We start from the raw sequence: 18,698 nt of genomic DNA on the forward strand, positions 1-18,698 counted from the left end.
ACGTCGATGACTCCCGCCCGCCTCGCCTCCGTGCCCGCGGCGGAGTCCCCCTCGGCGCTCGGCTCCGCCGATCCGCGAGCCCGGCGCACCCGCCGCCGCGTGTTCGACGCGGTCGAGCGGCTCGTCATGCAGAGCGACGGCGAGAGGGCCGAGGGCATCGCGGTGAGCGACATCGTGCGCGAGGCCGGGATCAGCCGCAGCTCGTTCTACGCCCACTTCGACGACGCGGCGGGAGTCGCCGCCGCGCTGCTCCGCCAGGACCTCGTGGTCGCCGACGTCGCCGAGGGCGACCCCGCCGACCGCTCCGGAGCCGACGCCCTGCAGCGCGGCTACTCGCGGCTCGTCGAGCGGCTGGTCGACCGCCACGCCTTCCATGCCCGGCTCCGCGCGCGGGCCTCCGCCCGGGTCGCCTCGGACGACGCCGTGCTCGACACGGCGCTCGCCCTGCACCGCGAGGTGCTCGCCCGGGTCGACGTCCCCGCAGCGGTCGACCCCGAGCTCACCGCGGTCTTCGCGGCCGGCGGCGTCCTCTCCGTGGTCGGCGCCTGGCTCGCCGGCTCCCTCGACGGCACCGACGAGGAGCTGGTCGAGCACCTCGTCGCGCTGCTCCCGGCCTGGCTCGCCGCGGCGCCGCTGCGCCCCCTGGACTCCTCACTCCCACCACGCCCCACGACGAAAGGCACGACATGATGACATTCGAGGTCGGCGAGACCCTGGTCTACCCGCACCACGGAGCGGTGACGATCACCGGGCTCGAGAAGCGCTCGGTCAAGGGCGTCGAGAAGACGTTCATGACGATGAACGTGCACACCAGCGAGCTCACCATCACCCTCCCCGTCGAGAACGCCGAGCTCGTCGGCGTCCGCGAGATCATCGACGACGCCGGAGTCCAGGCGGTCTACGACGTCCTGCGCAGCGACGTCGCGGAGGAGGCCAGCAACTGGTCCCGCCGCTTCAAGGCCAACCAGGAGAAGATGGCCAGCGGCAGCGTGTACCGCGTCAGCGAGGTCGTCCGCGACCTGTGGCGCCGCGAGCAGGCGGGCGGCGTCTCGGCCGGCGAGAAGCGGATGCTCCTCAAGGCGCGTCAGATCCTCGTGTCGGAGCTCTCGCTCGCCCTGAAGGGCACCGACGAGGAGGCCTCGGCCAAGCTCGACGAGGTCCTCGCCTCGGCGATCTGACCCCGCGTCGCGGCGGGTCGGCTCACTCGGGCCGGCACGCCGCGATGATCCTCGCGGCGACCTCGTCCTGCGAGGCGGAGCCGTCGATCCGCACCAGGAGCTCGCGCTCGTCGTAGACCTCCGCCAGAGGAGCCGTCTCGCGCTCGTAGACCTCGATCCGGTTCCGCACCACCTCGGGGTCGTCGTCGGCGCGGTCCTGCTCCTGCGCCCGCACGTGCAGCCGTTCGAGGACCACGTCCGCGTCGGCCGTCAGCAGCACGACGCACGAGAGCGGCGTGCCCCGCTCCTCGAGGAGCTCCGCCAGCGCGTCCACCTGGGCGAGCGTGCGCGGGTAGCCGTCGAGGATGAACCCGTCCCGGGCGTCCTCCTCGGTGATGCGCTCGGCGACCAGGGCGTTCGTCAGCTCGTCCGGCACGTACTCGCCGGCCTCCACGAGCGCCCGCAGACGCCGTCCGAGGTCGGTGCCGTCGGCGACGTGCGCGCGGAACAGATCGCCGGTGGAGATCGCCGGCACCCCCAGCTCGCGCGACAGCACGGCCGCCTGGGTGCCCTTGCCCACGCCGGGCGGGCCCATCATGATGACGCGCATCGCTCGTCCTCCTCGGTGTCGTCAGGCGATGCTAGCGGTGCGGAGCGGGGTGGCCGGTGCACACCGCGCCCGTAGGCTGGCGGGACGAGCCGAGGAGGAGCGATGCCTGCAGCACCCGGGGCCGAGCACGCCGCCGCCGATCTGGCCGCGCTCCTGCGCGAGGTCTCCGCCGAGCTCGACGCCCGCGGCATCGCCGACCAGGCCGTCGCCGAGCTGCGGACGCCGCGCGCGATCCTCGGCTTCCGCCGCAAGCCGGTGATGGCGCCGGTGACCCGCGCGTGGCGCCTCGGCGTGGTGCTCCTCGGACGCGAGGGCGAGCTCCTCGCGACGGGATCGGTCACTCGTGCCGTCGCTCCGCTGCACGCCAACAACCAGTCCGAGTCGCAGGAGGCGCGCCGCGAGATCCGGCGCGCCGCCTTCGACGGTCCGTTCCAGGAGGGCGAGATCGTCAACTACGGCTGGCGGCGCCTCGCACTGGACGCCGCAGCGCTCGAGTCGGGCCAGGAGCCGCTGGCCCTGCGCGGCTCCGAGGTGCTCGTGCGCTGGGCGCCCGGTCTGGGCGAGCAGGGACTGATGCCGCTGCGCCGGTACCTGGCCGACCGCCTCGACCTCCTCGAGGCCGACTAGCGCCGGGTCACTCCTCCTCGGCCACCGGGTGGAACCACGGCGGATAGACGGCGACGCGGGGAGAGGCGTCGATGCCCTCGAAGAGAGCCTTGACGCGGTTGCGGGCGGCGACCGACGCCACGCCGACCGTCGCGACGCCCTCGAGCGGGAAGCGCTCGGGCACGAGCGCCTCCGCGCTGCGCAGGGCCGGCTCGTCGACCAGGAGGCGCGCGAAGGTGCGCACGAGCGCGTCGCCCTCGGTGAAGCGCGTGAGGACGTGGGAGGCGTCGCCGTCGCTCAGCACCGGGGCGGAGGCGAGCGAGCCCACCAGGACGACGTACTGCGAAGCGGTGGTCTCGTGGGCGCTCGGCGACCAGTGCGGAGCGACCTGCTCGCCGCGCAGGTCGGCCCAGAGGGCGGCGTCGGGGGAGAGGAAGAAGGGCACGAAGCCGGCGACGCTGACGCCGTCCTTCACCTGCACGGCACGGCGGTGCTCGCGGGTGGTCTCGGCGCTGACGTCGATCGCGGGGCGCTCCTGGAGCTGCTGGTCCGCCAGGATCGCGCCGGCGGCGACGATCGCCTCGAGGTTGTCGAGGTGGGTGACGTGGTAGATCCGCTGCGCGGCGATGTCGACCTTCGGCAGGGGCTTCTCGCGCGCCGTGCCGCGGGCGGCGGCGCGGGCGGTGGCCGCACGGGAGGTCCCGGGCACGCGCGCGGGGGCGCGGGTGGCACGGCCGACCTGCTCGGGGAGCTTCTTCGGGGTGCAGACGTCGCAGAGCGCGATGTCGAGGCCGTGGATGCATTCGGTGGGCACTCTGGATTCCTTCTGCGCGCGGGCTCGGGGTTCCGCCGCAGGGACGACGTTACGCGACCGGGGCCCCCGCGCGTCCCGGCGGCGGGGATCTGCGGAGCCGCGGCGTCCGCCCGGGCATCCTCTGGGAGGCGCCGGAGCACCGCTCCCCGCCGCGTAGCGTGAGCGGGATGAAGCGCGTGCCGCCCGCCGAGGGCCAGGAATCCGTCTGGGACTACCCGCGACCCCCGAGGGTCGAGACCACCACCGAGCACGTGGTCGTGAGGCTGGGCGGCGTCGTCGTCGCCGAGTCCCGCGACGCTCTCCGCGTCCTCGAGACGAGCCACCCTCCCGTCTACTACCTCCCCGTGTCCTCGTTCGCGCCCGGGGCGCTCGAGCCCGCGCCCGGCCGCAGCATCTGCGAGTTCAAGGGCGCGGCCTCCTACCTGACCGTGCGCGGGGGAGGAGGAGCGGTCGCGGAGGCGGCGGGCTGGACGTACCCCGAGCCGATGGCCGGCTTCGAGGCCCTCGTCGACACCGTCGCCCTCTACCCCGGCCGGATGGACTCCTGCACGGTCGACGGCGAGGCGGTCCAGCCGCAGCCGGGCGACTTCTACGGTGGCTGGATCACCTCGCGCGTGGTCGGTCCGTTCAAGGGCTCGCCGGGCACGATGTTCTGGTGAATCAGACGGGGGAGGGCGGACCGAGCGGGTCCTGGACGAGGACCGCTCGTGCGGCGTCGATCCCTGAGGCCTCCAGCGTCCATTCCGGCCGCACCAGGGTCTCCGGTGTGACGCGGAACCGCAGCTCCTCGACCGACATACCGTCCGGACCGACGATCCGGTGCGTCCCGTTCGGCCGGTAGCCGAGGGCCTCCGAGACCCGGATCGAGCGGGTGTTCCAGGCGAGAGCGGCGCTCTCGGCGACCTCGGCTCCGAGGTGGTCGAAGGCGAGGAGGAGGACGGCGGCGCGCATCTCCTGCCCGAGGCCGCGGCCCTGCGCCGAGCGGGTGAGCCACGAGCCCGAGGTCAGGGTGCGGGTGGCGGCGAAGGACTCGGCGACCACGTCCTGGCAGCCGACGACCCGGCCGTCCTCGATCACGGCGAACGCGACGCGCCAGGACTCCCGCGTCGTCTGCGCGCGCTGCGACCAGTGGAAGCGGGCGAGCTCGCCGGGCAGGCGCTCCGCCGGCGCCTCGGCCCAGGGGGAGGGGAACGGCGAGCGGCCGCTCTCGTGCACGCCCGCGAGGGCTGCCTCGGCGAGAGGGCCGAGGTCGGCGTCGCGGACCGGATGCAGCTCGAGCCGCGGCGTGCGCATCTCCAGCGAGAACAGGGGCCAGGGGTCGGTGCTCATCCGACGACGCTAGCGAGCGCGGCGCGCACCGCGCGACCAGGCGGGTACCGGTGGTGGGACTCGAACCCACAAGCCCTCTCGGACAGAGCATTTTGAGTGCCCCGCGTCTGCCATTCCGCCACACCGGCTCATCACCAGCCCGTCGAGAATACCGTAGGCTCATCGGCGTGACTGACCAGGAACCCTCGTCGACCGCACCCCGTCGGGTCGTCGTCGCCGAAGACGAATCCCTCATCCGCCTCGACATCGTGGAGATCCTCCGCGACAACGGCTTCGAGGTCGTCGGCGAGGCCGGCGACGGCGAGACCGCTGTGGCCCTCGCCACCGAGCTGCGCCCCGATCTCGTCATCATGGACGTCAAGATGCCCCAGCTCGACGGCATCTCGGCGGCCGAGCGCCTCTCGAAGGCGCACATCGCGCCCGTCGTCCTGCTCACCGCCTTCAGCCAGAAGGAGCTCGTCGAGCGCGCCAGCGAGGCCGGAGCGCTCGCCTACGTCGTGAAGCCCTTCACGCCCAACGACCTGCTGCCCGCGATCGAGATCGCCCTCTCGCGGTACGCCCAGATCCTCACCCTCGAGGCCGAGGTCGCCGACATGGTCGAGCGCTTCGAGACCCGCAAGCTCGTCGACCGCGCCAAGGGCCTGCTCAACGAGAAGATGGGGCTCACCGAGCCCGAGGCGTTCCGCTGGATCCAGAAGGCCTCCATGGACCGCCGGCTCACCATGCACGACGTCGCGCAGGCGATCATCGAGCAGCTGAGCACGAAGAAGGCCTAGCGCGAGGCCGGGCCCGAGGGCCCAAGTCCTCAGGGCCAGAGGCGGGTGCGCTCCCACGGGGAGCCGCCCGCCTCCGTCGTTCCCGGGCGGTACTCGAGACGGGTGTGATCCTGCTCCGGCGCGGTCGAGCCCTGCCAGAACTCGATGCGCTCGGGCACGACGCGGTAGACGGCCCACTCCCGGTCGAGCGTCGCGGGCGAGCAGCCCACGGCGACGCTGGTCTGGAGCGTGACGAGGCCGAAGTCCTGCGCGCTGCGCATCGGCTCGCTCTGGCGTCCGACGAGCAGGGCGGTGCGAGCGGCCTCGGAGCGGCGGCGGAAGTCGTCGGCCGACTCCTGCGCGGAGGCGCGCTCGACCCGGCCCTCGACCCGGACCTGACGGCCCTGGACCGGCCAGAAGAAGGTCAGCGCGGCGTGCGGGTTCTCCTCCATGGCGCGTCCCTTGGGGCTGGTGGCATGGGTGGAGAACGCCCAGCCCGCCTCGTCGATCTCGCGCAGCACGAGCACGCGCGCCGAGACGGTGCCGTCGTCGGAGGCGGTGGAGAGCGTGGCGCCGTGGGGGAGGAGCTGGCCCGCGTCCTTCGCCTCCTCGAGCCACTGCGCGAACAGCTCGAGAGGATCGGCCGGAGCCGCCTCCGCATCGAACGAGGGCAGGTCGGAGGGCATGGACGGGAGGCTCTTGAGGAGATGGCGAAGGCTCATCCGCTCAGTGTCGCCCTTCGGGCACCACCGGGCACAGTCGCGCGCCGTCGCTTGACAGTGCCGCTCGCCGCGGTGCCGGGCCTCCGAGCGGCGCGGCCGACCGGTCGATCCCCGGTCGCGCGCAGGCGCGGGCGGTCCCGACGGCGATCGCGGTCCTCGCCCTCCGCTCCCGCGAGGGGGACCCGTCCGCTCCCGTCAGCGGGCGTCGCGGATGATGTTGGTGATCCGCACGGTGGAGAGGCGGCGCCCCTCCTGGTCGCGCACGACGATCTCGTGGGTGGTGAGGGTGGACCCCAGGTGGATCGCGTCGCAGGTGGCGATCACGAAGCCCGAGTGGACCGAGCGGCTGTGGCTCGCGTTCAGCTCGATGCCCATCGCCAGGCGGCCCGCGCCGGCGTGCACGTTCGCCGCGATCGAGCCCATCGACTCGGCGAGCACGACGTGCGCGCCGCCGTGCAGGATGCCGACCGGCTGCCGGTTGCCCTCGACGGGCATCGAGGCCACCGAGTGCTGCGGGGTGAGCTCGTGCCAGAGGATCCCCATCCGCTCGGCGAGCTCGCCCATGCCGCGGCCGATCCCGGCGACCAGGTCGAGCGCGGGCGGGCGGATCCAGGCGGTCGTGGTGGGGGTCGGCTCGGTCACGTCGCTCCTCGCGCTGGAGCCTCGGAGCGGCCCTGACCGGCGGGCGCGAGCGGGCCGATCCGGTGTCGGAGGCGCTGTGTAGTCTGGCCCTGTGTCAGATCCGGAACAGCCTACCCTCCTGCTCGTCGACGGCCATTCCCTGGCGTTCCGGGCGTTCTACGCGCTCCCGGTCGACAGCTTCCAGACCCGCGAGGGCCAGCACACGAACGCCATCCACGGCTTCCTCTCGATGCTGATCCTGCTGCTGAAGAACGAGAAGCCGACCCACCTCGGCGTCGCGTTCGACATCTCCCGCTACTCGTTCCGCACGCGCGAGTACCCGGAGTACAAGGGCACCCGCGGCGAGACGCCGCCCGAGTTCAAGGGCCAGGTCCCCCTCCTCGAGGAGGCGCTGCACGCCATGAACATCCGGACCGTCTCGAAGGAGGACTTCGAGGCCGACGACATCCTCGCGACGCTCGCGCGCCAGGGGGCCGAGGCCGGCTTCCGCGTGCTGGTCGTCTCGGGCGATCGCGACACCATCCAGCTGGTGACCCCGGACGTCACCCTGCTCTACCCCTCCACCCAAGGCGTCTCGCAGCTCACCCGCTACGACCGCGACAAGGTCTTCGAGAAGTACGGCGTCGAGCCGCACCAGTACCCCGAGATCGCCGCGCTCGTCGGCGAGACCAGCGACAACCTGCCCGGCGTCGACAAGGTCGGCCCCAAGACGGCCGCGAAGTGGGTCAACCAGTACGGCACGGTCGCCGACATCATCGCCCACGCCGACGAGATCAAGGGCGTGGTCGGCGAGAAGCTGCGCGAGCAGAAGGAGAACGCGCTCCGCAACCGCCGCCTCAACCGGCTGGTGACGGACGTCGAGCTCCCCCTCGGGCCGCACGATCTGACGCGCCGTCCGATCGATCCCGACGCGGTCCGCGAGATCTTCAGCCGCCTCGAGTTCAAGACCCTGCAGGAGCGGGTCCTCACGATCGCCGCGGAGGAGGGCGTCGACGGCGCTGCCGCGGCCCTGGCGGGCGACGTGGTCACGACCTCCGCACCCGCCGTCCGCACCCTGGTCGACGAGGAGCTCGCGCACTGGCTCGACCGCGTGTCGGCGAAGGGCACCGCGCCCGTCGCCGTGCAGGTCCTGCTCGGAGCCGGCGGGCTCGAGGGTGTGGGTCTCGCGGTCGAGAAGGAGACGGCGTTCGTCCCGTGGGCCGCCGAGCGGCCCGACTACACCGCGCTCGAGCAGTGGCTGGCCGGGCCCGCCCCCAAGTACTTCGCCGACGCGAAGCCCCAGATCAAGGCGCTGCGGAGGGCCGGACTCCCCGTCGCGGGGCTCGCGTTCGACACCCGCGTCGCCTCCTGGCTGGTGCAGCCCACCGGGCACCCGGCCACGCTCGCGGCGCAGGTCGCGCAGCACCTCGACGAGACCCTGGCGCAGGGCGACCCGAACCAGCTGGTCCCCACCGTCGAGCTGATGGGGCCCGCCACCGAGGCCTGGTACGCGTACCGGCTCGTCGCTCCGCTGCGCGAGCGGCTGGGCGAGGGGATGCTCTCGGTGCTCGTCGACATCGAGCTGCCGATCGTCCAGGTCCTCGCGACGATGGAGCTCACCGGCGTCGCGATCGACGCCGACGTGCTGGCGCGCCTCCGCGCCGAGCTGACCGTCTCGGCCGCCGACCTCGCGAGCCGCGCGTTCGCCGAGATCGGCCACGAGATGAACCTCGGCTCGCCCAAGCAGCTGCAGCAGGTCCTCTTCGAGGAGCTCGACATGCCGCGCACCCGGGCCACGAAGACGGGCTACACCACCGACGCCTCCGCCCTCGCCGACCTGCAGGAGTCGCACCCGCACCCGTTCCTCGGGCTGCTCCTCGAGCACCGCGACGCGACCAAGCTCAAGCAGATCATCGAGACGCTCGAGAAGTCGGTCACCGCCGACGGCCGGATCCACACCAGCTACGACCAGACCGGCACGGCCACCGGCCGGATCTCCTCCAACGACCCGAACCTGCAGAACATCCCCGTCCGCAGCGAGGTGGGCCGCCGCATCCGCACCGCCTTCGTCCACGGAGCGGAGGCGAGCACCCTCCTCACCGCCGACTACTCGCAGATCGAGATGCGGATCATGGCGCACCTCTCCGGCGACGCCGGGCTGATCGAGGCCTTCCACTCCGGCGAGGACCTGCACCGCTTCGTCGGATCGCGGATCTTCGGCGTCGATCCGGGCGACGTCACCTCGGCCATGCGCAACAAGGTCAAGGCGATGTCGTACGGCCTCGCCTACGGCCTGAGCGCCTTCGGCCTGTCGAAGCAGCTGCGCATCTCGAGCGCCGAGGCGAAGCAGCTGATGACCGACTACTTCGTCCGCTTCGGCGCGGTGCGCGACTACCTCCGCAGCGTCGTCGAGCAGGCCCGCGAGACCGGCTACACCGAGACGATCTTCGGTCGCCGGCGTCCCTTCCCCGACCTGCAGAGCGCGAACCGCGTCCTCCGCGACAACGCCGAGCGGGCGGCGCTCAACTCGCCGATCCAGGGCTCGGCCGCCGACATCATGAAGCGCGCGATGATCGGCGTGCAGGCCGACCTCGACGAGCAGGGGCTCGGCTCGCGGATGCTCCTCCAGGTGCACGACGAGCTGATCTTCGACGTCGCCCCCGGCGAGGAGGAGTCGCTCGAGGCGGTCGTCCGCGGCCGGATGGCGGGTGCCGCCGACCTGAGCGTCCCGCTCGAGGTGCAGGTGGGCCACGGGTCCGACTGGGACGTCGCCGCGCACTGAGCCGGCCGCAGGGCCTGGCTAGGCTCGGAGGTATGAGCACCGACACCCCCCGCGAGCCCACCGCCGTCGACGCCGTCGCCGAGCGCTGGGTCGACACGCTCGTCGACCTCGACCCCACCCTCGGCACCGCGATCGGACGCAGCGGCGCGAACGGCCGTCTGGGCGACTACTCGCCGGCCGGTCTCGAGCAGGCCCGGGCGGCGACCGCCTCGGCCCTCGCCGAGCTCGAGGCCGCCGACCCCGTGGACGACGTCGACCGCGTCACGGCCGCCGACCTCGGCGCCGAGCTCCGGCTCTCCCTGGAGGGGCACGACGCCGGTCTGCCGCTGCGGGACCTCAACGTGATCGCGTCCCCGGCGCAGGAGCTGCGCGACGTCTTCGACCTGATGCCGACGGACGAGGTCGCCGACTGGGAGGCGGTCGCCGAGCGGCTGCTGGCCGTGCCGGCCGCCCTCGAGGGCTACGCGGAGACCCTGCGCGAGGGGATCCGCACACGCGTGGTCCCCGCCCGCCGCCAGGTCGAGCTCGTCGCCGAGCAGGCGCGGAAGATCGCCGCTCCCCGCGGGTTCTTCGCCGAGCTGGCCGCGGAGGCCGCTCCCGCCGCCGGATCCCTGCCCGCGTCGCTCGCTCAGCGGCTGGAGGACGGCGCCCGCCGTGCCTCGGCCGCCTACGGGTCGCTCGCGCAGTTCCTCCGGGGCGAGCTCGCCCCCGCCGCGACCGAGCAGGACGCCGTCGGCCGGGAGCTGTACGCGCTGCACTCCCGCCGCTTCCTCGGCGCTGTCGTCGACCTCGACGAGACCTACGAGTGGGGGATCGAGGAGCTGGCCCGCATGACGTCCGAGCAGGAGGCGATCGCGCGCGAGATCCTGCCCGGCGCCTCCGTCGCCGAGGCGATCGCCCACCTCGAGGCGGACCCGGCCCGCACTCTGCACGGCGTCGACGCTCTGCAGGCCTGGATGCAGGAGACGAGCGACCGCTCCGTCCGCGAGCTCGCCGGCACCGCCTTCGACATCCCGGAGGAGGTGCGCCGCCTCGAGTGCAGGATCGCGCCGACCCAGGAGGGCGGCATCTACTACACCGGTCCGAGCGACGACTTCTCGCGCCCGGGGCGGATGTGGTGGTCGGTCCCGGCCGGAGTCACCGAGTTCGCCACCTGGCGGGAGCTGACCACGGTCTACCACGAGGGCGTCCCGGGCCACCACCTGCAGATCGGCCAGGCCGTCCACAACCGCGCCCGCCTCAACACCTGGCGCCGTCAGCTCGCCGGGACCTCCGGCCACGCCGAGGGCTGGGCGCTCTACGCGGAGCGGCTGATGGAGCGCTTCGGCTACCTCGACGACCCGGCCGACCGCCTGGGCATGCTCGACGGCCAGCGGATGCGCGCGGCGCGCGTCGTGCTGGACATCGGCGTGCACCTCCAGAAGCCGATGCCGGGCTCCGGCACCGTCTGGACCGCCGACTCGGCCCTCGACTTCATGCGGGCCAACGTGAACATGGACGACGCGTTCGTGCGCTTCGAGGTGAACCGGTACCTCGGCTGGCCGGGGCAGGCTCCGTCCTACAAGATCGGGCAGCGGATCTGGGAGCAGCTGCGCGACGAGGCGGAGGCGCGCGAGGGCGCCGCGTTCTCGCTCGCGGCCTTCCACCGGAGGGCGCTCGACCTCGGCGGCGTCGGTCTCGACACCCTCCGCTCCTCCCTCGCCGGCTGACTCCGGAACCCGCGCCTGGACGGGCGCGGCGAGATTGCCGTGCGCCTCCCGGGGCGTCTAAGCTGGGGTGTCACATCTGTGGCGCCGCCGTGCCCGCGGCGCGCGAGGAAGGCCGGTCCTCCGGCCGGCCGAGCGCGGCTCCCGGGCCGGAGGCACATCCCTCACCACCGCAGTGGTCACCACTCCGCCGAGCCGCGAGGCCCGCAGGCGGCCGCCGCCCGAGACCCATCCATCCTGGAGCATCCCTTAATGACAACCGCAACGACCGACAAGGCAACCAAGCAGGTCGCGATCAACGACATCGGGTCTGCTGAAGACTTTCTTGCCGCGGTCGAAAAGACTCTGAAGTTCTTCAACGACGGAGACCTCATCGAAGGCACCGTCGTGAAGATCGACCGCGACGAGGTCCTCCTCGACGTCGGCTACAAGACCGAGGGCGTCATCCCCTCGCGCGAGCTCTCCATCAAGCACGACGTCGACCCCTCCGAGGTCGTCAACGTGGGCGACAGCGTCGAGGCCCTCGTCCTCCAGAAGGAGGACAAGGAGGGTCGCCTGATCCTGTCCAAGAAGCGTGCGCAGTACGAGCGCGCGTGGGGCGACGTCGAGAAGATCAAGGAGTCGGACGGCGTCGTCACCGGCTCGGTCATCGAGGTCGTCAAGGGCGGTCTCATCGTCGACATCGGCCTCCGCGGCTTCCTCCCGGCCTCGCTCATCGAGCTGCGCCGCGTCCGCGACCTCACGCCGTACCTCGGCCAGGAGATCGAGGCGAAGATCCTCGAGCTCGACAAGAACCGCAACAACGTGGTCCTGTCGCGTCGCGCGCTCCTCGAGCAGACCCAGTCCGAGAGCCGCACCACGTTCCTGAACAACCTGCACAAGGGTCAGGTCCGCAAGGGCGTCGTGTCGTCGATCGTCAACTTCGGCGCGTTCGTCGACCTCGGCGGCGTCGACGGTCTCGTCCACGTCTCCGAGCTCTCCTGGAAGCACATCGAGCACGCCTCCGAGGTCGTCGAGGTGGGCCAGGAGGTCACCGTCGAGATCCTCGAGGTCGACCTCGACCGCGAGCGCGTGTCGCTCTCGCTCAAGGCGACCCAGGAGGACCCGTGGCAGGTCTTCGCCCGCACCCACGCGATCGGACAGGTCGCGCCGGGCAAGGTCACGAAGCTGGTCCCGTTCGGTGCCTTCGTCCGCGTCGCGGACGGCATCGAGGGCCTCGTCCACATCTCCGAGCTGTCGGGCAAGCACGTCGAGCTCGCCGAGCAGGTCGTGTCGGTCGGCGAAGAGGTGTTCGTCAAGGTCATCGACATCGACCTCGACCGTCGCCGCATCTCCCTCTCGCTCAAGCAGGCGAACGAGAACGTCGACCCCGAGGGCACCGAGTTCGACCCGGCGCTCTACGGCATGGCCACGGAGTACGACGACCAGGGGAACTACAAGTACCCCGAGGGCTTCGACCCCGAGACCAACGAGTGGCGCGAGGGCTTCGAGTCGCAGCGCGAGGCCTGGGAGCTGGAGTACGCCGCTGCTCAGGCGCGCTGGGAGGCCCACAAGGCCCAGGTCGCCAAGTCGCAGGAGGAGGCGGCCACCGTCTCCGAGGGCGTCTCGGTCGGCGCCGGCTTCACCAGCGAGTCGACCACCGGCGGCACCCTCGCCGACGACGAGTCGCTCGCGGCGCTCCGCGAGAAGCTGTCCTCGAACAACTGATCGCGAGCACATCGCATCGAACGGCTGGTCCCCTCGGGGGCCGGCCGTTCGGCGTTCCGGGCGACGGCGCTGGGTAGGGTGGCCGGGTGCATCTCGTCGCCCTCACCGGAGGCATCGCCTCGGGCAAGTCCACCGTCGCCCGCCGTCTCGCCGAGCACGGAGCGGTGGTGGTCGACGCCGACGTCCTCGCGCGCGAGGTCGTCGAGCCGGGGGAGCCGGCGCTGGCGGCGATCGCCGAGCGCTTCGGCCCGTCCGTGATCCGCGCGGACGGCGCGCTCGACCGCCCGGCGCTCGGCGCGATCGTCTTCTCGGACGCGGCGGCCCGCGCCGACCTCAATGCGATCACCCATCCGGCGGTGACGCTCCGCTCGCAGCGGCTGTTCGCGGAGGCCGCCGAGGCGGACCCGGCCGCGGTGGTCGTCTACGACGTCCCCCTCCTCGCCGAGGGCCGTGGAGCGGGGGAGTTCGACGAGGTGGTCGTCGTGCACGCGCCGCAGCACCTCCGCATCGAGCGTCTCGTCGCCCTCCGGGGACTGACCGAGGAGGAGGCTCGTGCGCGGGTCTCGTCGCAGGCGAGCGACGAGGAGCGCCTCGCCCTCGCCGACGTCGTGATCGACTCCTCCGGCACGCTGGAGGAGACGCTCGCTCGGACCGACGCGCTGTGGGAGCGTCTCGCCCGCTGACGGTCCGTCCCGGACACCCGCCCTCGTGGCCGAGCGGCCCGGCCGGAGAGCGCAGCCCCGTTCGCCGCCAGCGCACGCGCCGTCCGGTGTCGGTGGTCGCGGCTACGCTTCGAACCATGGAGCCAACCCGTGCCGTGCACCCGTTCGAGGTCATCAGCGAGTACAAGCCGAGCGGTGACCAGCCCGGCGCGATCGCCGATCTGAGCGCCCGCATCAACGCCGGCGAGACCGATGTCGTCCTGCTGGGCGCCACCGGGACCGGCAAGTCCGCGACCACGGCCTGGCTCGTCGAGGCCGTGCAGCGCCCCACGCTCGTGCTCGCGCACAACAAGACCCTCGCCGCGCAGCTCGCCAACGAGTTCCGCGAGCTGTTCCCCAACAACGCCGTCGAGTACTTCGTCTCGTACTACGACTACTACCAGCCCGAGGCCTACGTCCCGCAGACCGACACCTTCATCGAGAAGGACAGCTCGGTCAACGCCGAGGTCGAGCGGCTGCGCCACTCCACCACGAACTCGCTCCTGAGCCGCCGCGACGTGATCGTGGTGTCGACCGTCTCCTGCATCTACGGCCTCGGCCAGCCCGAGCAGTACCTCGAGGCGATGGTGGCGCTCCAGGTCGGCCAGCGGGTCGACCGGGACCGCCTCATCCGCAAGTTCGTGTCGATGCAGTACGCGCGCAACGACGTCGACTTCGCCCGCGGCACCTTCCGGGTGCGGGGCGACACGATCGAGATCATCCCGATGTACGAGGAGCTCGCGATCCGGATCGAGATGTTCGGCGACGAGATCGAGGCGCTCTACACGCTCCACCCGCTCACCGGCGACATCGTCCGGAAGCTCGACTCCGTGTCGGTCTTCCCCGGCTCGCACTACGTCGCCAGCCAGGACGTCATGCACCGTGCGATCGACACCATCCAGCAGGAGCTCGAGGTGCGCCTGGCCGACCTCGAGAAGCAGAACAAGCTCCTCGAGGCGCAGCGCCTGCGGATGCGCACGACCTTCGATCTCGAGATGATGCAGCAGATCGGATTCTGCTCCGGCATCGAGAACTACTCCCGCCACATCGACGGCCGCGAGTCGGGCGAGGCCCCGCACTGCCTGCTCGACTACTTCCCGGACGACTTCCTCGTCGTGATCGACGAGTCGCACGTGACGGTGCCGCAGATCGGTGCGATGTACGAGGGCGACGCCTCCCGCAAGCGCACGCTGGTCGAGCACGGCTTCCGCCTGCCCTCGGCGATGGACAACCGGCCCCTGAAGTGGGAGGAGTTCAAGTCTCGCGTCGGTCAGACCGTCTACCTCTCGGCGACCCCGGGCCGCTACGAGATGGGCATCGCCGACGGCATCGTCGAGCAGATCATCCGCCCGACCGGCCTGATCGATCCCGAGATCGTCGTCAAGCCGACGAAGGGCCAGATCGACGACCTGCTCGAGGAGATCAAGCGCCGCACCGAGCGCGACGAGCGCGTGCTCGTCACGACGCTGACGAAGCGCATGGCCGAGGAGCTCACCGACTTCCTCACGGAGGCCGGCGTCCGGGTCCGCTACCTGCACTCCGACGTCGACACCCTGCGGCGCGTCGAGCTCCTCTCGGAGCTGCGGGCGGGCGTGTACGACGTCCTGGTCGGCATCAACCTGCTGCGCGAGGGGCTCGACCTGCCGGAGGTCTCGCTCGTGGCGATCCTCGACGCCGACAAGGAGGGCTTCCTCCGCTCGTCCACGTCGCTCATCCAGACGATCGGCCGTGCGGCGCGCAACGTCTCTGGCGAGGTCCACATGTACGCCGACAAGGTGACGGACTCGATGCGGCTCGCGATCGACGAGACCGACCGCCGACGCGAGAAGCAGGTCGCCTACAACCTCGACCACGGCATCGACCCGACGCCGCTGCGGAAGAAGATCGCCGACATCACCGACGCCCTCGCCCGCGAGGGGGCCGACACCGCCAAGCTGCTCGCCGGGCGCGACGCCAAGAAGAAGAGCCCGACGCCGAACCTGCGCCGTCAGGGTCTCGCCGCGAACGGCGGCAACGATCTCGAGGCGATCATCTCCGACCTCAACGGGCAGATGCTCCAGGCGGCGGGCGAGCTCAAGTTCGAGCTCGCGGCCCGGCTGCGGGACGAGGTCCAGGAGCTCAAGCGCGAGCTCCGCCAGATGGAGAAGGCCGGGCACCTGTCCTGATCGGGGGCGCTGATCCGCAAGGGGAGGGGCCCGCGGATCAGCGCCCAGCGAACGCCACGGGCGATGTCGGTGGCTCCGCATACACTTTCGGAGTGTCGATCCTGAACGCCGTTACGGACCCCTCCTCCACCCCCTCTCCCTCCTTCCACCGCTTCGTCTCCTCGCTCGACGAGTCGTCCTCGAAGCTGGTGGTGAGCGGCGCGCGGGTGCACAACCTGCAGAACGTCGACCTCGAGATCCCGCGCGACTCGATGGTGGTGTTCACCGGTCTCTCGGGCTCGGGCAAGTCCTCCCTGGCCTTCGACACGATCTTCGCGGAGGGCCAGCGGCGCTACGTCGAGTCCCTCTCCGCGTACGCCCGCCAGTTCCTCGGGCAGGTGGACCGGCCGGACGTCGACTTCATCGAGGGCCTCAGCCCCGCGGTCTCGATCGACCAGAAGTCGACGAACCGCAACCCGCGCTCCACCGTCGGCACGATCACCGAGATCTTCGACTACATGCGTCTGCTGTGGGCGCGCATCGGCGTCCCGCACTGCCCCATCTGCAGCGAGCGGATCTCCGCGCAGACCGTGCAGCAGATCGCCGACCAGCTGATGGAGCTCGAGACCGGTACCCGCTACCAGATCCTCAGCCCCGTCGTCTCGCAGAAGAAGGGCGAGTTCGTCGACCTCTTCAAGGAGCTGACCGCGGGCGGCTACTCCCGCGCCATGGTGGACGGGAAGCTCGTCCAGCTGAGCGAGCCGCCGGTGCTCAAGAAGCAGTACAAGCACGACATCTCCGTCGTGGTCGACCGGCTCGTGGCCGGCCCCGACATCCTCGGGCGCCTCACCGACTCGCTCGAGACGGCCCTGCGGCTCACCGACGGCATCGTGCAGATCAACTACGTCGACGGCGAGGGCGACGGCGCCTGGACCACCTACTCCGAGAAGCTGTCCTGCCCCAACAACCACCCGATCTCGCTGACCGAGATCGAGCCGCGGACCTTCTCCTTCAACGCGCCCTTCGGCGCCTGCCCGGAGTGCTCGGGCCTCGGCACGCGCATGTCGGTCGACGACGAGCTGCTGCTCGGCGACCCCGACCTGAGCATCGCCGAGGGCGTCATCATCCCCTGGACCACCCAGGGCAAGGGCTTGTTCCAGTACTACGAGAAGCTGCTCGACGGCCTCTCCCGCGACCTCGGCTTCACGCTCACCACCCCGTGGAAGCGCCTCAGCACCGAGGTGCAGCAGGCCGTCCTCCACGGCGACAACTTCGAGGTCAAGGTCAAGTGGAAGAACCGCTACGGCCGCGAGATGAGCTACACCTCGGGCTTCGAGGGCGTCGTGCCCTACATCGAGCGCCAGTTCGTCCAGGCCGAGACCGACGTCCAGCGCACCCGCTGGTCCGAGTTCCTCCGCGAGGTGCCCTGCCCCGTGTGCAAGGGCTCCCGCCTCAAGCCCGAGGTGCTCGCCGTGCTCGTGCACGGGGCGAGCATCGCGGACGTGGCCGACCTCAGCCTCGGCGACGCCCAGGACTTCATGAGCCGGCTCGAGCTGACCGACCGCGAGGCGCACATCGCCGCGCAGGTGCTGCGCGAGATCCGCGCGCGCATCGACTTCCTCATCGAGGTCGGGCTCAACTACCTCAACCTCTCGCGCGCCGCCGCCTCCCTGTCGGGCGGCGAGGCGCAGCGCATCCGCCTGGCGACCCAGATCGGCTCCGGGCTGACCGGCGTGCTCTACGTGCTCGACGAGCCGAGCATCGGCCTCCACCAGCGCGACAACCGCCGCCTGATCGACACCCTCATCAAGCTGCGCGACCTGGGCAACACGCTGATCGTGGTCGAGCACGACGAGGACACCATCCGCACCGCCGACTGGATCGTCGACATCGGCCCGGGCGCCGGGGTCAACGGCGGCAAGGTCGTGCACTCCGGCTCCTACGAGTCGCTGCTCGAGAACACCCACTCGCTCACCGGCGACTACGTCTCGGGCCGCAAGGCGATCGAGGTCCCGAAGAAGCGGCGGAAGATCGACCGCAAGCGGATGATCAAGGTCGTCGGGGCGAACGCCAACAACCTCCGCAAGGTCGACGCGGAGTTCCCGCTCGGCACGTTCGTCGCGGTCACCGGGGTCTCCGGCTCCGGCAAGAGCACCCTCGTGAACGACATCCTCTACCGCGTGCTCGCCAACCAGCTCAACGGCGCCCGCAAGGTGCCGGGCAAGCACACGCGCGTAACCGGCCTCGAGAACCTCGACAAGGTCGTGCACGTCGACCAGAATCCGATCGGCCGCACGCCGCGCTCGAACCCCGCCACCTACACGGGCGTGTTCGACCGCATCCGCAACCTCTTCGCCGAGACCACCGAGGCGAAGGCGCGGGGGTACCTGCCCGGCCGCTTCAGCTTCAACGTCAAGGGCGGCCGCTGCGAGGCCTGCTCGGGCGACGGCACCATCAAGATCGAGATGAACTTCCTGCCCGACGTCTACGTCGCGTGCGAGGTCTGCGGGGGAGCGCGCTACAACCGCGACACCCTGACCGTGCACTACAAGGGCAAGAACATCGCCGAGGTGCTCGACATGCCGATCGCCGAGGCGGCCGACTTCTTCGAGCCGATCACGGCGATCCACCGCTTCCTCCGCACGCTGGTGGAGGTGGGCCTCGGCTACGTCCGCCTCGGGCAGAGCGCGACCACGCTCTCCGGCGGCGAGGCGCAGCGCGTCAAGCTGGCGACCGAGCTCCAGCGCCGCTCCAACGGCCGCAGCGTCTACGTGCTCGACGAGCCGACGACGGGCCTGCACTTCGAGGACGTCCGCAAGCTCCTCCTCGTCCTCAACGGCCTGGTCGACAAGGGCAACACGGTGATCACCATCGAGCACAACCTCGACGTCATCAAGTCGGCCGACTGGCTGATCGACATGGGTCCCGAGGGCGGCGCCGGCGGCGGACAGGTGGTCGCGGTGGGCACCCCCGAGCACGTGGCGAAGGTCGAGGGCAGCCACACCGGCATGTTCCTCGCCGAGATCCTCGGCTGACGCGAGCGA

General features: G+C 71.3%; 16 protein-coding genes and 1 tRNA gene. 11 read left to right on the plus strand and 6 right to left on the minus strand.

Features of this window, described 5'->3' with window-relative positions; translation table 11 throughout:
• Positions 1-6 precede the first annotated feature (6 nt).
• Both C5C44_RS07390 and C5C44_RS07395 read left to right on the plus strand, forming a co-directional pair.
• Complete coding sequence (locus C5C44_RS07390; protein ID WP_104335610.1) at positions 7-690, plus strand: TetR/AcrR family transcriptional regulator; 684 nt, start codon at positions 7-9, stop codon at positions 688-690.
• Positions 690-1,178, plus strand: a complete 489-nt coding sequence (locus tag C5C44_RS07395) for a CarD family transcriptional regulator (protein ID WP_068257183.1) — start codon at positions 690-692, stop codon at positions 1,176-1,178. Before C5C44_RS07390 ends, C5C44_RS07395 begins: the two co-directional genes overlap by 1 nt.
• 22 nt (positions 1,179-1,200) lie before the next feature.
• Here the strand turns inward: C5C44_RS07395 and C5C44_RS07400 are convergent, their stop codons facing one another.
• Positions 1,201-1,767 (minus strand): adenylate kinase, encoded by a 567-nt coding sequence (locus tag C5C44_RS07400; RefSeq protein ID WP_104335611.1) that lies wholly within the window; start codon positions 1,765-1,767, stop codon positions 1,201-1,203.
• A gap of 102 nt (positions 1,768-1,869) precedes the next feature.
• On the opposite strand from C5C44_RS07400, the gene C5C44_RS07405 reads away from it, so the two are divergent.
• The gene (locus tag C5C44_RS07405) at positions 1,870-2,394 is read left to right on the plus strand and encodes a hypothetical protein (RefSeq protein WP_104335612.1); all 525 of its coding nucleotides are present in this window, start codon (positions 1,870-1,872) and stop codon (positions 2,392-2,394) included.
• A 7-nt stretch (positions 2,395-2,401) separates the two neighbouring features.
• On the opposite strand, the gene C5C44_RS07410 is transcribed toward C5C44_RS07405, so the two are convergent.
• Entirely contained in the window at positions 2,402-3,187 is a 786-nt protein-coding gene (locus C5C44_RS07410) for a DarT ssDNA thymidine ADP-ribosyltransferase family protein (RefSeq protein WP_104335613.1), read from the minus strand.
• Between the two features lie 167 nt (positions 3,188-3,354).
• On the opposite strand from C5C44_RS07410, the gene C5C44_RS07415 reads away from it, so the two are divergent.
• On the plus strand, positions 3,355-3,846 hold the full coding sequence (locus C5C44_RS07415; RefSeq protein WP_104221885.1) for a DUF427 domain-containing protein: 492 nt from the start codon (positions 3,355-3,357) through the stop codon (positions 3,844-3,846).
• 1 nt (position 3,847) lies between these two features.
• Here C5C44_RS07415 and C5C44_RS07420 read toward each other — a convergent pair whose 3' ends face one another.
• Both C5C44_RS07420 and C5C44_RS07425 read right to left on the minus strand, forming a co-directional pair.
• On the minus strand, positions 3,848-4,516 hold the full coding sequence (locus tag C5C44_RS07420; protein WP_104335614.1) for a GNAT family N-acetyltransferase: 669 nt from the start codon (positions 4,514-4,516) through the stop codon (positions 3,848-3,850).
• 45 nt (positions 4,517-4,561) lie between these two features.
• Positions 4,562-4,644 (minus strand) — tRNA-Leu (locus C5C44_RS07425).
• A gap of 39 nt (positions 4,645-4,683) precedes the next feature.
• On the opposite strand from C5C44_RS07425, the gene C5C44_RS07430 reads away from it, so the two are divergent.
• Positions 4,684-5,292 (plus strand): ANTAR domain-containing response regulator, encoded by a 609-nt coding sequence (locus C5C44_RS07430; RefSeq protein WP_104221889.1) that lies wholly within the window; start codon positions 4,684-4,686, stop codon positions 5,290-5,292.
• Between the two features lie 29 nt (positions 5,293-5,321).
• Here C5C44_RS07430 and C5C44_RS07435 read toward each other — a convergent pair whose 3' ends face one another.
• Together C5C44_RS07435 and C5C44_RS07440 are read right to left on the minus strand one after the other, a co-directional pair.
• Positions 5,322-5,993, minus strand: a complete 672-nt coding sequence (locus C5C44_RS07435) for a pyridoxal 5'-phosphate synthase (RefSeq protein WP_104221891.1) — start codon at positions 5,991-5,993, stop codon at positions 5,322-5,324.
• A 195-nt stretch (positions 5,994-6,188) separates the two neighbouring features.
• Positions 6,189-6,635 (minus strand): PaaI family thioesterase, encoded by a 447-nt coding sequence (locus tag C5C44_RS07440; protein WP_374953047.1) that lies wholly within the window; start codon positions 6,633-6,635, stop codon positions 6,189-6,191.
• 91 nt (positions 6,636-6,726) lie between these two features.
• Here C5C44_RS07440 and polA point away from each other — a divergent pair, with 91 nt between their 5' ends.
• The 6 genes from polA to uvrA all read left to right on the plus strand — a co-directional run bounded on the left by polA (position 6,727) and on the right by uvrA (position 18,689).
• On the plus strand, positions 6,727-9,396 hold the full coding sequence (gene polA, locus C5C44_RS07445) for a DNA polymerase I (RefSeq protein ID WP_104335615.1): 2,670 nt from the start codon (positions 6,727-6,729) through the stop codon (positions 9,394-9,396).
• A 32-nt stretch (positions 9,397-9,428) separates the two neighbouring features.
• Complete coding sequence (locus tag C5C44_RS07450; RefSeq protein WP_104335616.1) at positions 9,429-11,105, plus strand: DUF885 domain-containing protein; 1,677 nt, start codon at positions 9,429-9,431, stop codon at positions 11,103-11,105.
• Between the two features lie 249 nt (positions 11,106-11,354).
• On the plus strand, positions 11,355-12,809 hold the full coding sequence (gene rpsA, locus C5C44_RS07455) for a 30S ribosomal protein S1 (protein WP_104225298.1): 1,455 nt from the start codon (positions 11,355-11,357) through the stop codon (positions 12,807-12,809).
• 86 nt (positions 12,810-12,895) lie between these two features.
• A complete protein-coding gene (coaE, locus tag C5C44_RS07460) occupies positions 12,896-13,492 on the plus strand; it encodes a dephospho-CoA kinase (RefSeq protein WP_104221899.1) in 597 nt (198 codons plus the stop codon).
• A gap of 116 nt (positions 13,493-13,608) precedes the next feature.
• A complete protein-coding gene (gene uvrB / locus C5C44_RS07465; RefSeq protein ID WP_104221901.1) occupies positions 13,609-15,675 on the plus strand; it encodes an excinuclease ABC subunit UvrB in 2,067 nt (688 codons plus the stop codon).
• Between the two features lie 188 nt (positions 15,676-15,863).
• A complete protein-coding gene (gene uvrA, locus C5C44_RS07470; RefSeq protein ID WP_244229661.1) occupies positions 15,864-18,689 on the plus strand; it encodes an excinuclease ABC subunit UvrA in 2,826 nt (941 codons plus the stop codon).
• The last annotated feature ends 9 nt before the right edge of the window (positions 18,690-18,698 follow it).

It is taken from the genome of Rathayibacter sp. AY1F6 (genome assembly GCF_002932035.1).
Taxonomy (GTDB): domain Bacteria; phylum Actinomycetota; class Actinomycetes; order Actinomycetales; family Microbacteriaceae; genus Rathayibacter.